This window comes from Umezawaea sp. NPDC059074 (assembly GCF_042738955.1).
Classification (GTDB): Bacteria; Actinomycetota; Actinomycetes; order Mycobacteriales; family Pseudonocardiaceae; genus Umezawaea.
Genome location: NZ_JBHYHC010000069.1, coordinates 34,377 through 49,468, shown reverse-complemented (window position 1 = coordinate 49,468; position 15,092 = coordinate 34,377). Strand labels below are relative to the sequence as shown.

The 15,092-nt window shown below is 70.6% G+C and carries 14 protein-coding genes and 1 pseudogene; 10 read left to right on the top strand and 5 right to left on the bottom strand.

What is annotated here, in order from left to right; translation table 11 throughout:
* Window positions 1–145 precede the first annotated feature (145 nt).
* The 6 genes from ACFWW9_RS27860 (at window position 146) to ACFWW9_RS27835 (ending at window position 7,027) form a co-directional block, all read left to right on the top strand.
* Window positions 146–2,230, top strand: coding sequence for an ATP-binding protein (locus ACFWW9_RS27860; protein ID WP_390383929.1), 2,085 nt, complete (start codon window positions 146–148; stop codon window positions 2,228–2,230).
* Between the two features lie 117 nt (window positions 2,231–2,347).
* Window positions 2,348–2,677, top strand: a complete 330-nt coding sequence (locus ACFWW9_RS27855; RefSeq protein WP_390383927.1) for a hypothetical protein — start codon at window positions 2,348–2,350, stop codon at window positions 2,675–2,677.
* Between the two features lie 154 nt (window positions 2,678–2,831).
* The gene (locus ACFWW9_RS27850; RefSeq protein ID WP_390383925.1) at window positions 2,832–3,719 is read left to right on the top strand and encodes a LytR/AlgR family response regulator transcription factor; all 888 of its coding nucleotides are present in this window, start codon (window positions 2,832–2,834) and stop codon (window positions 3,717–3,719) included.
* The gene (locus ACFWW9_RS27845; RefSeq protein WP_390383923.1) at window positions 3,716–4,099 is read left to right on the top strand and encodes a hypothetical protein; all 384 of its coding nucleotides are present in this window, start codon (window positions 3,716–3,718) and stop codon (window positions 4,097–4,099) included. Before ACFWW9_RS27850 ends, ACFWW9_RS27845 begins: the two co-directional genes overlap by 4 nt.
* A 1-nt stretch (window position 4,100) precedes the next feature.
* Window positions 4,101–5,858: a cation acetate symporter gene (locus tag ACFWW9_RS27840; protein ID WP_390383921.1), complete on the top strand. Its 1,758-nt coding sequence runs from the start codon at window positions 4,101–4,103 to the stop codon at window positions 5,856–5,858.
* Window positions 5,855–7,027 carry a histidine kinase gene (locus tag ACFWW9_RS27835; protein ID WP_390383919.1) on the top strand — a complete coding sequence of 391 codons (1,173 nt, stop codon included), beginning with the start codon at window positions 5,855–5,857 and terminating at the stop codon, window positions 7,025–7,027. The genes ACFWW9_RS27840 and ACFWW9_RS27835 overlap by 4 nt, the downstream gene beginning before the upstream one ends.
* On the opposite strand, the gene ACFWW9_RS27830 is transcribed toward ACFWW9_RS27835, so the two are convergent.
* A complete protein-coding gene (locus ACFWW9_RS27830; protein WP_390383917.1) occupies window positions 6,984–7,454 on the bottom strand; it encodes a MarR family winged helix-turn-helix transcriptional regulator in 471 nt (156 codons plus the stop codon). The genes ACFWW9_RS27835 and ACFWW9_RS27830 overlap by 44 nt on opposite strands.
* A gap of 55 nt (window positions 7,455–7,509) precedes the next feature.
* Between ACFWW9_RS27830 and ACFWW9_RS27825 the strand changes: the two genes are divergently transcribed.
* Window positions 7,510–8,097, top strand: a complete 588-nt coding sequence (locus ACFWW9_RS27825) for a TIGR03086 family metal-binding protein (RefSeq protein WP_390383915.1) — start codon at window positions 7,510–7,512, stop codon at window positions 8,095–8,097.
* Window positions 8,098–8,697: 600 nt separating this feature from the next.
* On the opposite strand, the gene ACFWW9_RS27820 is transcribed toward ACFWW9_RS27825, so the two are convergent.
* Complete coding sequence (locus ACFWW9_RS27820) at window positions 8,698–8,967, bottom strand: hypothetical protein (protein WP_390383913.1); 270 nt, start codon at window positions 8,965–8,967, stop codon at window positions 8,698–8,700.
* Between the two features lie 108 nt (window positions 8,968–9,075).
* Window positions 9,076–9,423, bottom strand: a pseudogene (locus tag ACFWW9_RS27815) (transposase); the annotation flags it as partial.
* Window positions 9,424–9,958: 535 nt separating this feature from the next.
* On the opposite strand from ACFWW9_RS27815, the gene ACFWW9_RS27810 reads away from it, so the two are divergent.
* Genes ACFWW9_RS27810 through ACFWW9_RS27800 form a run of 3 tightly spaced genes read left to right on the top strand, consistent with a single transcriptional unit; the run spans window position 9,959 to window position 12,985 of the window.
* A complete protein-coding gene (locus ACFWW9_RS27810) occupies window positions 9,959–10,804 on the top strand; it encodes a metallophosphoesterase family protein (RefSeq protein WP_390383911.1) in 846 nt (281 codons plus the stop codon).
* Window positions 10,801–11,457, top strand: coding sequence for a 4'-phosphopantetheinyl transferase (locus ACFWW9_RS27805; RefSeq protein WP_390383909.1), 657 nt, complete (start codon window positions 10,801–10,803; stop codon window positions 11,455–11,457). Before ACFWW9_RS27810 ends, ACFWW9_RS27805 begins: the two co-directional genes overlap by 4 nt.
* Window positions 11,458–11,506: 49 nt before the next feature.
* Window positions 11,507–12,985, top strand: a complete 1,479-nt coding sequence (locus ACFWW9_RS27800; protein ID WP_390383907.1) for a glutamate--cysteine ligase — start codon at window positions 11,507–11,509, stop codon at window positions 12,983–12,985.
* Between the two features lie 82 nt (window positions 12,986–13,067).
* Here the strand turns inward: ACFWW9_RS27800 and ACFWW9_RS27795 are convergent, their stop codons facing one another.
* Entirely contained in the window at window positions 13,068–14,432 is a 1,365-nt protein-coding gene (locus tag ACFWW9_RS27795; protein ID WP_390383905.1) for a cellulase family glycosylhydrolase, read from the bottom strand.
* A 233-nt stretch (window positions 14,433–14,665) separates the two neighbouring features.
* The gene (locus ACFWW9_RS27790) at window positions 14,666–15,043 is read right to left on the bottom strand and encodes a hypothetical protein (protein WP_390383903.1); all 378 of its coding nucleotides are present in this window, start codon (window positions 15,041–15,043) and stop codon (window positions 14,666–14,668) included.
* Between the last annotated feature and the right edge of the window lie 49 nt (window positions 15,044–15,092).

The following is a 15,092-nucleotide window of genomic DNA, read 5'->3' as shown; positions in this document are numbered from 1 at the left end:
ATTCCGGGCGGCCGAGGTCGACGACCCGGAATTGTCGGACCCCCTCGGTACGCTGGAAATCGGGGGGACCCCCGCGCGCGCGCGCGAGGGATGGGCCCCCGATTCGAGCTTAGAACCCAGGTACGACAACGGCTCTGGCTCCGCGGTGGTGGTGAGCGGGCCGCCGGGGGTCGGGAAGACGGCGTTGGCCACGTCGGTGGGGCACACGTTGCGCGGGCGGTTCCCCGACGGGCAGCTGTACGTGAACCTGCGCGGCTACTCCCCCGCCCCGGCGTTGGCGACGACCGCCGTGCTGGCGCGCTTCCTGCGGGCCACGGGTGTGCGCGTGGACCACATGCCGCTCGACGAGGCGGCGCTCGTGGCGGCCTACCGGGCGGCGCTGCGGGGCAGGCGGGTGCTGGTGATCCTGGACAACGCGGCCTCGGCGGACCAGGTGGCGCCGCTGCTGCCGGACGAGCCCGGTTGTTCGGTGCTGATCACCAGTCGCGGTGACCTGCGGGTCGCGGGCGCGGCCGTGGTGCGGTTGGCGGTCCTCGACGAGTGCGACGCGCGGGAGCTGCTGGCGCGGGCGTTGAGCGCCGATCCCGCCGACGGTCTCGTGGCCGAGTTGGCGCGGCTGTGCGGGTACCTGCCGCTGGCGCTGCGGATCTCGCTGGGCAACCTGGTCGGCACCGGTGACGTGGAGGGCTACGTCACCGAGCTGCGCGAGGGCGACCGGCTGTCGGCGCTGGCGGTCGACAACGACGACTCGGCGGCGGTGCGGCGGGCGTTCGACCTCTCCTACGCGACGCTGCGGCCCGAGGCGGCGGAGCTGTTCCGGCTGCTGGGGCTGGTGCCCGGCCCGGACGTGAGCGCGCACGGCGCGGCGGCGCTGCTCGGGCGGGACGCGGCGGCGCTGCTGGAGGAGCTGGCGACGGCGAACCTCGTGCAGCGGTCGGACGACGGCCGGTTCGGGCTGCACGACCTGCTGCGCGACTACGCGGCGGAACGGGCCCGCGAGCACGAGGCCGGGGACGTCGCCCTGCGGCGGCTGCTGGACTGGTACCTGCGGACGGCCAACGAGGTCGCGGTGCTGCTGTACCCGGAGCTGGGCGCGCCGACGCCGCCCGCGCCGCACCTGCTCCACGACGAGGTCGCGGCGCTGGCCTGGCTCGACGCCGAGCGGCCCAGCCTGTTCGCGGCGACCGAGCACTGCGCGCGGGTCGGGCCGCGGCCGCTGGCGTGGCAGCTGGTCAACGGGATGGGCGGCTACCTCGGCACGCACGGGCACCACGTGGAGTTCCTGGGGGCGATCGACGCGGCGGTGACGGCGGCGCGCGCCGAGGGCGACCGGGCCGTGGAGACGCGGATGCTGGTGTGGCTGGCGTGCGAGCACCGCAACCTGGGGAACCTGCGGGTCGCGCTGGGCCACGTGGACCTCGCGGACGCCCACCCCGGCGAGTCGGCGTGGCTGCTGGCGGGGGTGCGCGGGGTGCTGGCGATGGAGCTGGGCGACTTCCCGATGGCGGTGGCGGCGTTCGAGCGGCTGCTGGAGCTGGGCGACGGGCCGGGGTCGCTGCCGCACATGCGGATCTCCGCGCTCACCGGGCTCGGGGCGATCGGCCTGATGAAGGGCGAGGTCGACCGGGCCGTCGGGCACCTCACCGAGGGCGTCGAGCTGGCCCGGTCGGCGGTGGGGACGAACATCGAGGCGTCGTGCACGTCCCTGCTGGCCCGGTGCCACCTCGCGCGCGGCGACCACGCCACGGCGATCGGGCTGCTGCGGACGGCGACGGAGCAGTGGGACCGGACGGGGTCGCGGCACCACCTGACCGAGGCGCTCGCGCACCTCGCCACGGCGCTGAGCCGATCGGGTGATCATGACCAGGCCGCGGCGGTAGTCGAGCGGGCACTGGCGATGGTGCGGGACCTCGGCGGGTCGAGCCGCATCGAGGCCGAGGTGCACTGCGCGTGGGGCCTGGTGCTGCGGCACTCGGGCGACCTGCCCAGGTCGGTGGCGGTGTACCGGCGGGCCCACGACCTGGCGACGGCGAGCGAGTACGGCTACGGGGCCGTTCGAGCGCTCCTCGGTTCGGCGGAGGCCCACCGGTGCGCGGGTGAATACGCACAGGCACTAGACCACTCCCGCACGGCACTGGACATGGCGGTCGATGCCGGCTTCGGATTATTCGAGGTCCGCGCCCGTGAAATGGTTACCGGTTTACTGGTGACCCAGCTCACGGGAACGTAGGAATGGTTGCGGAAAGGCCTTGCCCGCACCATTCATTCTGCCCGGTGACCAGCGCGAACAGCAGCCAATTGAGACCTGGTTGACCATTTCGCCGACCTGGAGCAATATCCTGGGTACATGACTGTCGCATTGGGGGTGACGATGAACGCCGACCTGGAAGCGCTGGCCGCCCATCTCGCCCGGATTGCCGCGAAACCACCCACGACAACGGGTGAACTGGTGGCCGCTCTGGAGGGTTTGGCGAAGTTGTCGAACCAGTGGTCCGAAGTGCTCGAATCGCTCACCGACCCGACGCGCCGCCTCGTCGGCCCGGCCGCGGCGTCGTCCGTGATCGTCGCCGCCCGCCGCGCGGAGGAGTCCTTCGTCGAGCTGGAGATCACCCTCGGCGACGCGCTGGCCGCCCACCCCAGGGTCGCCGACCACCGCGCCCGCCGCATCGCGGGCTGACGACCGGGTCGAACCGGTCCGCTCCGCCGCGCGTGCACACGTATGCCGGCCGCGCCCTTGCTACCGGCCCCTCGACGGGCGACGATGACCGACTGGTGGTCTAATCCCCGTCGCCGTGGAGATCGGCCGTTCACAGCATTGGACTCGACTCGACATGACCGCAGGCCTGCCCTGTCCCCTCTGCGAGGGGCCCGAGCGTCGAGGCGCTCTCGAACGGACGTTGCGCGTGCTCGCGGTCGACGACGAGCCGCCCGCGCTCGAGGACCTGGTGTACCTGCTGCGCTCCGACCCGCGCATCGCGCACGTCGAGGGCGTCACGGACGCGACCACGGCGTTGCGCGGGCTGCACCGCGCGATGGACGCCGGGCAGCCGGTGGACGCCGTGTTCCTGGACATCCGGATGCCCGGCCTGGACGGGCTGGACCTGGCGCGGGTGCTGTCGCGGTTCGCGCAGCCGCCGCCCATCGTGTTCGTGACCGCGCACCAGGAGCCCGCGGTCGAGGCGTTCGAGCTGAAGGCGCTGGACTACCTGCTCAAGCCGGTGCGGGCGGAGCGGCTGGCGGAGTCGGTGCACCGGATCGTGCACGAGGTGCTGGACGTGAAGGCCGTGGCCGAGCCCGCGCCGCAGCCGGTCGCGCCGCCGCAGCCCGAGGTGGGCGAGGAGGTCATCCCGGTCGAGCTGGGCGGGATCACCCGGTTCATCCGGCTGGCCGACATCCGCTACGTCGAGGCGCACGGCGACTACGCGCGCCTGCACACCGCGACCGGCAGCGGGCTGGTGCGGGCGGCGTTGAACGGCCTGGAGGAGCGCTGGCGGTCGGCCGGGTTCGTGCGGATCCACCGCAGCCACCTGGTGTCGTTGAGCCACGTCGACGAGCTGAGGCTGGAGGAGGGGCACCTGAGCGTCAACATCGGCGGGGCGGTGCTCCCGGTGAGCCGCCGCCACGCCCGGCACCTGCGGCAGCTGCTGGTGCGGCGGGCGCGGCCGGTGCCGCACGGCTCGGCGTCCGACGAGAGCCCGCGGAACCGGCAGTCCACATGAGGCCGGAGCAGCCACCCACGCAGCGCGTGGTGGTGACGAGCCCGCGGACCGGCGCTCCCCGCCCGCGGCGGCCGTTCCCGGCGTCGCGGGAGATCACCGAGCAGAGCCAACTGGGCGCGCTGTACATGCGGTCGCTGATCCGCACGCAGCGCACGCTGGGGCTGCTCGTGGTGGGTCTGGTGGCGGGCGGGCTGGCGACGTTGCCGCTGGTGTTCAAGTTCGCGCCGTCGGTGTCGCGGGCGCAGGTGTTCGGCATCGGGCTGCCGTGGGTGCTGCTCGGGGTCGTGGTGTTCCCGGTGTTCGTGCTGGCGGGCTGGTTCTACGTGCGGCAGGCCGAGCGGAGCGAGCGGCAGTTCGCCGAGCTGGTCGAGCGGTCCTGAGGTGGACAACACCTACGGCGTGGTCGCCGTGCTGGTGGTCGCGCTGGGCACGATGCTGATCGGCGCGTACGGGCTGCGGATCTCACGCACGACGTCGGACTTCTACGTCGCCTCGCGCACGGTGTCGCCGTGGTGGAACGCGTCCGCGATCGGCGGCGAGTACCTGTCGGCGGCGTCGTTCGTGGGGATCGCGGGCCTGATCTTCGCCCACGGCCCGGACATGCTGTGGTTCCCCGTCGGCTACACCGCGGGCTACCTCGTGCTGCTGACGCTGGTCGCGGCCCCGCTGCGGCGGTCGGGCGCGTACACGCTGCCGGACTTCGCCGAGGCGCGGTTCTCCTCGCCGGTGGTGCGGCGGGTCGCGAGCGGGCTGGCGATCGCCATCGCGTGGCTGTACCTGCTGCCGCAGTTCAAGGGCGCCGGTCTGACGCTGCACACGGTCACGGGCGCGCCGGACTGGCTGGGCGGGCTGATCGTCGCGGTCGTGGTGACGGTGAACGTGGTGTCCGGCGGGATGCGCAGCGTCACGTTCGTGCAGGCGTTCCAGTACTGGCTGAAGCTCACGGCCATCGCGGTGCCGGTGGTGTTCCTGCTGCTGGCGTGGCAGGCGCACGGCGGCCAGCGGGTCAACGGCCCGGAGTACCCGGTGTTCCGCCAGGACACGAGCGTCTCGTTCGACACGGCGACGGTGGTCGACGCCGACCACGAGGTCGCCTACTCCGGCCGCGGCCTGGTCGACGGGCAGCGGGTCGAGGGCGACCGGCTCGTGCTGACGCAGGGCGAGCACACGATCGCGGCGGGCAGCACGTTCGTGTTCCCGGCGGGCGCGACCGTGCCGCACCTGGAGTCGTTGCCGCACACCACGAACGCGAACTGGGCGCTGCCGATGTCCGAGGGCGGCGAGTTCCCGCTGTACGCGGTGTACTCGCTGATCCTGGCGACGTTCCTGGGCACCATGGGGCTGCCGCACGTGATCGTCCGCTTCTACACCAACCCGAACGGCCGCGCGGCGCGGCGCACGACGCTGATCGTGCTGGGGCTGCTGGGGATCTTCTACCTGATGCCGCCGATCTACGGCGTGCTCGGCAGGCTCTACACGCCCGAGCTGCTGCTCACCGGCGACACCGACGCCGTGGTGCTGGTGCTGCCCAGCCGGATGATCGAGGGCCTCGGCGGGCAACTGCTGGGCGCGCTGGTCGCGGGTGGCGCTTTCGCCGCGTTCCTGTCCACGTCGTCCGGGCTGATGGTGTCGCTCGCGGGCGTGCTGAGCCAGGACGTGCTGAAGATGCGCGGGGTGCGGGGGTTCCGGATCTCCGCCGCGCTGGCCGCGATCGTCCCGCTGGCGATGACGCTGCTGGTGGGCGGGATCCCGGTCGCGGACATGGTGGGGCTGGCGTTCGCCGTCGCGGCGTCGTCGCTGTGCCCGTTGCTGCTGCTGGGGATCTGGAGCACGCGCATCACGACGGTCGGCGCGGTGGCGGGGATGCTCGCGGGCGGGCTGCCCGCGCTGGCGGCGGGGATCATCACGATCAGCGCCCGCACCAGCGACCAGTGGTACTACGTGTTCCTGTCGCGGCCCGCCGCGTGGACCGTGCCGCTCGGGTTCGTCGTGATGTACGCGGTGTCGCTGCTGACGCCCGGCAAGGTGCCCGAGAACGTCAACCGGGTCATGGTCCGCCTGCACGCGCCCGAGAACCTCGGGCTGGACACGAGCGAGGAACCGTCCATGAGCGACATCCGCCGGAGAACCGAGCCGTGACGGGTCTGCTGGCCGTCGGCGCGATCCTCCTCGTCGGCGCGGCCATCGTGTTCGTGCTGTGGCGGGGATCGGGTCCGCGGCAGGACTTCCTCACCGAGGCTCAGCGCATCACGTTCGAGACCCTGCACACGGCGTGGTCCGCCGCTCCCCCGCTGCGCGCGGGCCTGGTGCCGGAGGCGGCGAAGAAGTCGGCCCGCCACCTGCGCACGCTGCTCGACACCCCGGCGCTGGCGTTGACCGACGAGGTCGAGGTCGTCGCGTGGGAGGGCATGGGCGGCCACCACTCCGGCGACACCATGCGGCTGGCGCAGGAGGTGTTCAGCACCGGCCGGACGCGCGCGTTCGACATCGGCTGCACGCTGCCGGACTGCCCGGTGCAGATCGCCGTGGTCGCCCCGCTGACCGTCGAGGGCCACGTCGTCGGCGTGCTCGCCGCGTACAGCCGTGAGGCGTCGGCGGGCCTGGTGCGGGCGACGAACGAGGTCGCGCGGTGGGCGTCGGGCCAGCTGGAACTGGCCGAGCTGGACCGCTCGCGCACCCGTCTGGTGGAGGCGGAGGTGCGGGCGCTGCGAGCGCAGATCTCGCCGCACTTCATCTACAACTCGCTCAGCGCCATCGCGTCCTACGTGCGCACGAACCCCGAGCGCGCGCGGACGCTGCTGCTGGACTTCGCCGACTTCACCCGGTACTCGTTCCGGCGGCACGGCGACTTCACCACGCTGGCGGAGGAGCTGAAGTCCATCGACCAGTACCTCGCGCTGGAACGGGCCCGGTTCGGCGAACGCCTGACCGTGACGCTCCAGATCGCACCCGAGGTGCTGTCGGTGACCGTGCCGTTCCTGTGCCTGCAACCGCTCGTGGAGAACGCCGTGCGGCACGGCATGGAGGGCAAGGTCGAGCCGGGCCACATCCAGATCCTCGCCGCCGACGCGGGCGCGGAGGCGCACATCACCATCGAGGACGACGGCATCGGCATGGACCCCGAGGCGCTGCGGCGGACGTTGGCCGGGCAGGTCGACGAGACGGCGGGGATAGGGCTGGGCAACATCGACGAGCGCCTGCGCCGTTTCTACGGCGACGACTACGGCCTGGTCGTGGAGACGGCGCAGGGGTTGGGCACGAAGATCAGCGTCCGGTTCCCGAAGTACCAGCACGGCCTGCACGCGTAGCCGGGCCGGTGATCTCGGCCGCGAGCACCTCCAGCGACCGCAGGAACGCCTCCCGGTCGGCGGGCGGCAGGTGGGCGAGCACGCGCTCCTCGTTGCGCTGCACCTCGGCCTGCACCGCCCGCCGCCGCCGACGCCCCTCGTCGGTGATGGCGACGAACCGCGCCCGCCGGTCGGCCGGGTCACGGGTGCGCTCCAGCAGCCCGTCACCCTCCAACTCGTCCAGCACCCCGATGATCCGGCTCTTGTCCGCGCCGATGACCTCGGCGAGCGCGGCCTGAGTACGGACCGGCTGGTTGTCCAGCGCGCTGAGCACGACGTAGCCCCACATGCTCAGCTCGTGCGCGCGCAGCACCGGCAGCTCGGCGGCGACCAGCGCCTGCTGCAACGGCGCGATCATCGCCGCGAGATCCGGTCGCCGACCATCCATGATCGGCATGGTACCGACCTTGACCCGATCGTAGGCAACTGCTTATCGTAAGCAGGTGCCTACTAATGAGCTCCTGGCCCACCACCGCACCGTCGTCCAGGCCAGCACCGCGCTCGTCGCCCGCGTCCACCCCGATCTCTTCTCCCACCCCACCCCGTGCGCGGACTGGACGCTGGCCGATCTGCTCGCCCACATGACCGCTCAACACCACGGCTTCGCCGCGGCGGCTCGAGGCCGAGGAGACGACCTCGAAGCGTGGCGGGTCCGCCCCTTCGGCGCGGTGGCCGAGTACACCGACGCGGCCGAGGACGTCCTGACCGCTTTCGCCGACCCGGTCCCGGAATTCCACCTGCCGGAGTTCCAGCCGGTGTCCCGCTTCCCCGCGGCGATGGCGATCGGCTTCCACCTGATCGACTACGTGGTGCACGGCTGGGACGTGGCCCGCACGCTCGACCTCGACTACCGCCTCGAGCCGGAGGTCGCCGGGACCGCGCTGCGGATCGCCCTCACGGTGCCCGACGGCGACAACCGCATGACCCTGAACGCGGCCTTCGGCCCGGCGTTGACCACCGGCGATGACGCGGACCCGCTGAACCGGATTCTCACCCACCTCGGCCGCTCACCCGAGTGGCAACGGCACTGACACCGCGCCGGGCGGCCACGGTTTGACCTGGTCAGAGGCTTGGCGATCCGTTTTTGTCGGTGCTCGCCGGTAGTGTTGAAATTCGGGGGACCCCCTGGCCGGGGGACCTCTGCGAACGGTGCCGAAACGCGGGAATCGCGAACCGTGGGAATCGCCTGGCGTGAACAGCAGGCTGGTCACCGAAGGCAGGACAAGCGCGGAAAGCCAACCAGGCGCGGTCTGCGAACTGCTACCGAGGGCGAGCCGTCACCGGAGGCGAACCGGCCACGGAAGAGAGTGGCGGCGGAAAGCGGCTGAAGCCGGAGCAGGCAGTCGGCCAGGCAGGTAGTCGGCCAGGCAGTCCGAGCTGGACAGGTAGTCGGCCATGCGATCCGAGCCAGGCTGGCAGCCGAGCCGGACAGTCAGCCAGACAGGCAGTCGGCCAGGCAATCCGAGCCAGTCAGGTAATCGAGCCGGACAGTCGGCCAGTCAGGCAGCCGAGCCAGTCAAGCCAGGCAGCCGAGCCAGGCAGGCAGGCAGTCGGGCTAGACAGTGGAGCCGAGCCAGGCAGCTGGGCCGAGTGAACAGGCCAAGCAACAGGCCGGGTCCGTTTGCTGCCGTTCAGGCTGCGGCTGTGGTGGTCTCCAGCGCGAGGACTTCAGCGCCCGCGGGGCTGAGGTGGGCGGGGACCCAGTGGCCCAGTGGGGCCGCGATGGCGGGCTCGACGAGGCCCGCGTGGACGAGCAGGCGGGCGGCCGGCTGGTCGCAGCAGGCGAGCTTGTCGACGCGGAAGTCGGGTTCGCTGCTGCACGTGAGCTCGACGCGGCCTGCGGCGGTGGCGCGGAGCAGTGCGAGTGCGCGGTGTGACAGCGGGGTGTCGGTGGTGGACATGGGTTCCTCCTGAGGTCTTACCAAGATGAACGTGGTGGGGATCAGTCCGGTTCACCTGCTCGGCGAGCCGGACCGGCCACCACGTTCATCCGACGGCAGAGCTCAGGACTTCGTTCCGCGGCGTTCGGCCGCCTCCAGGACGGCGTGGATCCACTCGTTCTCCTCGCCCGCGGTCTGGCGGTCCATCGCGGCGCGGCGCAGGCGCAGCCAGAGGCCCGCGTCGGTCCACTCCTGGAACCGCCGGTGCACGGTCGGGACCGTGACGCCGAAGGAGGACGGCAGGTGGCGCCACGCGCAACCGCTGGTCAGGACGAACACGATCGCGGTGAAGATCGCGCGGTCCGAGACGCGGCTGCGGCCGCCGCCTTGGCGCCGGATCTTGACCGGCGGGATGAGCGGTTCGACCAGCGACCACAGGGACGCGGGGACGAGCCGCGCGGCGAGCAGTTCGGTCACGTCGCCGCGCGGGGCGGCGGCCGGGGCCGGGGTTTCGGGGTTCTGGCGCAGCCACGGCTCGGGCCTGCTGGTCTGCGCGCGCTGACGGGTGCGGAGCAGGGTGGACAACGCGGCTTCCTCGGCCGGGGTGCGGCGACGAGGTGGCGGGTAGCCGTATTGCTGCTGCTGCGCGGTGCGGGTGATCTCGGCCCCGACCGTCCGGCTGAACGGCGTGGCGGCGCCGCGGACACCGGGTGGCACCTGACGGGCCAACCGGGGGTCGGGGGTTCGTGCGAAGTGGGACTCCGACATCTGGTCCTCCGCCGGGATGGTTGCGATGTGATCACCGTAGGAAGCCGGCCGACTACCCGATAGGTGGTTTAGGGGCCCGTAGGGCTGAACGGACCCGCCTAGCGTTACACGGTGTAGGGGTATGAGCCCAACGGGCCATCATCTGCGACGAACGGATGAACGGTCGTTCTCGTGCGCTGAATTACCGCCGTAGGGGGCTTCGGGGTATCGGAGAAGCGCCTCGGGAACGGTTAAGGTCGAACTCGTGACCCGTACGCCGAAACTGCTCGCCACCAGCGATCTGCACGTGACGTACCAGGAGAACCGGGACTTCGTGGCCGCCATCGAGGCCCCGTCCCCGGACGACTGGCTGATCGTCGCGGGGGACGTCGGCGAGAAGTTCCACGACATCGAGTGGGCCCTGGACCTGCTGCGGAAGCGCTTCGCCAAGGTCATCTGGTCGCCGGGCAACCACGAGTTGTGGACGACGAAGGACGACGCGGTGCAGACCCGCGGCGAGGTCCGCTACAAGCAGATCGTCGAGATGTGCCGGAGCATCGACGTCGTGACGCCCGAGGACCCGTACCCGGTCTTCGAGGGCTCCGCCGCTCCGCTGGTCGTCGCTCCCCTGTTCACGCTCTACGACTACACGTTCCGCCCCGAAGGCACGCACGACCAGGTCTCGGCGCTGGCGAAGGCCCACGAGGCCGGCGTGGTGTGCACGGACGAGTACTTCCTGTTCCCCGACCCGTTCCCCAGCCGCGAGGCGTGGTGCGAGTCCCGGATCGTGGAGACCGAGCGCAGGCTGTCGGAGGTCGACCCGGCGCTGAAGACCGTGCTGATCAACCACTACCCGCTCGTCCGCGAGCCCACACGGGTGCTGCGGTACCCGGAGTTCGCGCTGTGGTGCGGCACCGAGCGCACCGCCGACTGGCACCTGCGCTTCAACTGCGCCGAGATGGTCTACGGCCACCTGCACATCCCCCGCACGACCCGCCACGACGGCATCCGCTTCGACGAGGTGTCCCTCGGCTACCCGCGCGAGTGGAAGCCCAGGGGCCTGACCGGCGCGCGCCTGGTCGACGTGCTGCGCGAGGGGGACCCGCGATGATCACCGACCTCCTGCCGAGCCCCGTCGCGGCCGTGGACCGCTTCGACGACCCCGAGGGCGTCGAACTGTTCCCGGAGGAGTTGGAACTGCTCGCCAAGTCGGTCGAGAAGCGCCGCAAGGAGTTCACCACCGGCCGCTTCTGCGCTCGGACGGCACTCGGCCAACTCGGTTTCCCCGCCGTCCCAATCCTGCCCGGACCAAAACGCGAACCGGTCTGGCCGGACGGCGTGGTCGGCAGCATCACCCACTGCACCGGCTACCGCGCCGCCGCCGTGGCGCGGCGGTCGGACTTCCGCTCGATCGGCATCGACGCCGAGCCCAACGCCCCGACGCCGAAGGGCGTCCTGGAGGCGATCGCCGTCCCGACCGAACTGGCCAGGATGGACGGTCTGCGCGCGGCGGGCGACAAGGTCAGCTGGGACCGCTTGCTGTTCAGCGCCAAGGAGTCCGTCTACAAGGCGTGGTTCCCGATCACCCGCCTGTGGCTGGGTTTCGAGGACGCCGACGTCACCATCGACCCCGACGCGGGCACGTTCACCGCACGGATCCTCATCGAAGCACCGATAGTGGACGGAGAACCCCTGACCGGGTTCACCGGGCGCTGGCTGGCCAGGGACGGGTTTGTGATCACCTCGATCGCGGTACCCGCCTGACCGTCTCCTGGTGCACAGTGTCCGGGTGCCACGACCGTGAGGAGTCGCCATGGGTGACGACGTAGCCCGCCACGAGTTCACCCGCGAGGACCGCACCAGGTACCGCACGAAGGTCAGGCGCTGCCTGGACGTGTTCGCCCGGATGCTCCGCGAGTCCCGGTTCGAGTTCGAGAAGCCGATGACCGGCCTGGAGATCGAGCTCAACCTCGTCGACGAGCAGGGCGACCCCGCCATGCGCAACGCCGAGGCCCTGGAGGCCATCGCCGACCCCGACTTCGTCACCGAACTCGGCCAGTGGAACCTCGAGATCAACGTCGCCCCGCGGCAGTTGGCGGGCGGCGGCATCACCGCGTTCGAGGACACGGTCCGCGACAGCCTCAACGAGGCCGAGCACAAGGCCCGCGAGGTCGGCGCCCACATGACCATGATCGGCATCCTGCCCACGCTCCGGGCGGAGCACATGGCCATCGACGCCCTCTCGGTCAACCCGAGGTACGCGCTCCTCAACGAACAGGTCCTCGCCGCACGCGGTGAGGACCTGCAAATCTCGATCGACGGCATCGAACGCCTCAACATGACGGCGGACTCCATCGTCCCGGAAGCCGCCTGCACCAGCACCCAACTCCACCTCCAGGTGAGCCCGGACCAGTTCGCCGACTACTGGAACGCCGCGCAGACGATCGCGGGCGTCCAGGTGGCGGTGGGCGCGAACTCCCCGTTCCTCCTGGGCAAGGAGCTGTGGCGGGAAACCAGGATCGCCCTGTTCCAGCAGTCCACGGACACCCGAGGCGACGAGCTCAAGGAACAAGGAGTCCGCCCGAGGGTCTGGTTCGGCGAACGCTGGATCACCTCGATCTTCGACCTGTTCGAGGAGAACGTCCGCTACTTCCCGGCCCTGCTCCCGATCGTCGACCCCGAAGACCCGCTCCAGGTCATCGACAGGGGCGACACCCCGACCCTCTCGGAACTGCGCCTCCACAACGGAACCGTGTACCGCTGGAACCGCCCGGTGTACGACGTCGTGAAGGACAAGCCCCACCTGCGCGTGGAGAACCGCACCCTCCCGGCGGGCCCCACAGTCGTGGACACGCTGGCGAACGCGGCCTTCTACTACGGCCTGGTCAGGGTGCTGGCGGAGAGCGAACGTCCACTGTGGTCCCAGATGTCCTTCAGCGCGGCGGAGGAGAACTTCCTCGCGGGTGCGAAGAACGGCATCGACGCCCAGGTGTACTGGCCGGGCCTGGGAACGGTCCCGGTGGCGGAACTGGTCCTGCGCCGCCTGCTCCCCATGGCCTACGACGGCCTGGACCGCTGGGGCGTGGACCCGAAGGAACGCGACAGGCTGCTGGGCGTGGTCGAACAGCGCTGCCTCACCGGTGTCAACGGAGCCACCTGGCAGTCACGGGCCTTCCACCGCCACTACGACAACACCAGCCTGGACCGGGTGGAAGCACTGCGACTCATGCTCCGCACCTACCGGGACCTCATGCACACCAACGAACCCGTCCACTCCTGGCCGATCACCTGACCACGAAGGCCTACAGCTTGACAGCCCTTGGGCCCGCCCGGAAGTCCGGACGGGCCCAAGGCTCTAGCTCAACCAAAAACCTCTAGCTGGTCGGGAAGTCGTCAGGCGTGCGCATCCGGTCGCGCACCCAAACCCCGGCGGGCTTCAGCACCCCGGTCCCCGAGAACGAGTTCCCGGCGCACGTCCCGGTCTTGAACACCGCCCCGGACCTGAAGTCGTCCGAGAAGTTCCAGTTCGTCCACCCGATCTTCTTCTGCGCCAAGAAGTCCAGGTACTTCGCCGACTGCGTGAAGTTGTTCCCGCCGTCGCCCGACGCCGTCTGCGTCCCGAACTCCGTGATGAAGATCGGGATCCGGTCCGCCGCGCGCGACAGCGAGTTGAAGTACTCGTCCCCGTGCGACGCCGCGTAGAAGTGGAACGTGTACATGAAGTTCGTCGAGTTGATCGGGTTGTTGATGATGTCCGCTTCGGTGCGCCCGTCGGAGATCCCGAACGATCCCCACCCGTGCGTCCCCACGAACACCACGCCGTCGGGGTCCTGAGCCCGGATCACCGGGATCATCGTCTCCGCGTACGACTTGATCTTCGCCCACGTGACCCCGTTGGGCTCGTTGGCGATGTCGTAGATGATGTTCGTCTTGTTCTTGTGCCGCGAGGCGATCTCCGTGAAGAACGTCTTCGCCAACGCCGTGTTCGCGTTCGGGTCGCCCGGCGTCAGCTGGTGCCAGTCGACCAGCGCGTACATCCCGCGCTTGGTGGCCTCCTCGATGTACCCGTGCACCAGGTCGGTGTACTTGCGGGGGTCGGACGCGTAGCCGCCCTCCTGCACGTACATCGCGATCCGCAGGATGTCGGCGCCCCAGTCGGTGGCCAACGCGTCCAGCGAGGCGGGCTTGATGCAGTTCGCGTACCACTGGATGCCGTGCGTGCTCATCCCGCGCAGCTGGATGGGCTTGTTGTACTGGTTGCACAGCTTCACGCCGCACACGTGCAGCTGTCCGTTGATCTCCGCCGGACGGGTGCCGGTCGGCGGCTCCGGGTCGGTGCCGCCGGTGGAGACGTCCAGCCGGTCGAAGTTCGGTCCGCCGTTCGCGGACGTCGAGGTCGCCTTGATCTTGTTCACGCCCGCGGCCAGCTGCACCGAGGCGGTCTTCGTGGACCAGGTCGTCCACACCCCGGTGCTCGCGAACGCCAGTTCGTCCACGGCCAGGGAACCGTTGACGGTGACGTCCACCGGCCGGGTGGCGGTGGTTCCGTTGGCGTACCGGAAGCTCAGCGTCGCCGCGCCCGCGGACGGGGCGGTGACGGTGAACTCGACGGCGCTGCCAACCACGTTGTCGACGTTGACGAATCCGCTGCCGGTGAAGCCGGCGTGGTTGGACTCGACGACGCCCTGGGTGATGGTCGCGCTCTCCGCCTGGTACTCGGTGACCGCCGAAGCGCCCACACCGCCTGCCACCGCAGGGGTTGCGGGCGCCGCGAAGGCGGGCGCTATCGGGGTGATCAGTGCCGCGGACAGTGCCGCTACACCGAGCCATCGGGGACGGATAGCCACAGGGAGCCTCCCACTCGGGTACGGATGATCAGGTGGCGGCAGCCTGATTGGTTAAGAAACTTTCCTATCAGTGTGCTCAGCATCTCACCATCACCCGAGGGCCCCCGTCAACGCCCAATTCGGACTTAGCGGTCGAACGCGCCCGCCAGGTCCGCGGCCGCGGTCCCCTTGTTCCACGCCGAGACCAGCTCCGACAGCAGCACGTGCCACGGCACCGCGGCCATCACGCGGCGGTGCATCAGCAGCACGAGCTTCCCGGACCGGTCCGGCCCCGCGTCGAGCCACAACACCCGGAACAGAGCCAGGTCCGACTCCGCGGCGACGGCCGCGACCTCGGCGGCGGTGCGGTCGACCAGGGCTTGACCGGCCAGCCCGCGGGTGGAGATCCGCCGAACGCCGAAGGTCGCGCCGTGCTCGCGCAACTCGTCGTGCCGGTCGAAGACGTCCCGAACCGCGGCCGTCAACCGCCGTTCGCCCAGACCCGCACGGACCTGCACTGTCATGGACTCGAACACGGTTCACCCTTGCGCGGAGAAGTTTGAGTAAGGCTAG

Coding starts and splice junctions, on each gene's coding strand:
- ACFWW9_RS27855 (WP_390383927.1), top strand. CDS start 2,348: ATGACTGTCGCATTGGGGGTGACGATGAACGCCGACCTGGAAGCGCTG.
- ACFWW9_RS27850 (WP_390383925.1), top strand. CDS start 2,832: ATGACCGCAGGCCTGCCCTGTCCCCTCTGCGAGGGGCCCGAGCGTCGA.
- ACFWW9_RS27845 (WP_390383923.1), top strand. CDS start 3,716: ATGAGGCCGGAGCAGCCACCCACGCAGCGCGTGGTGGTGACGAGCCCG.
- ACFWW9_RS27830 (WP_390383917.1), bottom strand. CDS start 7,454: ATGGATGGTCGGCGACCGGATCTCGCGGCGATGATCGCGCCGTTGCAG.
- ACFWW9_RS27820 (WP_390383913.1), bottom strand. CDS start 8,967: ATGTCCACCACCGACACCCCGCTGTCACACCGCGCACTCGCACTGCTC.
- ACFWW9_RS27805 (WP_390383909.1), top strand. CDS start 10,801: ATGATCACCGACCTCCTGCCGAGCCCCGTCGCGGCCGTGGACCGCTTC.
- ACFWW9_RS27800 (WP_390383907.1), top strand. CDS start 11,507: ATGGGTGACGACGTAGCCCGCCACGAGTTCACCCGCGAGGACCGCACC.
- ACFWW9_RS27790 (WP_390383903.1), bottom strand. CDS start 15,043: ATGACAGTGCAGGTCCGTGCGGGTCTGGGCGAACGGCGGTTGACGGCC.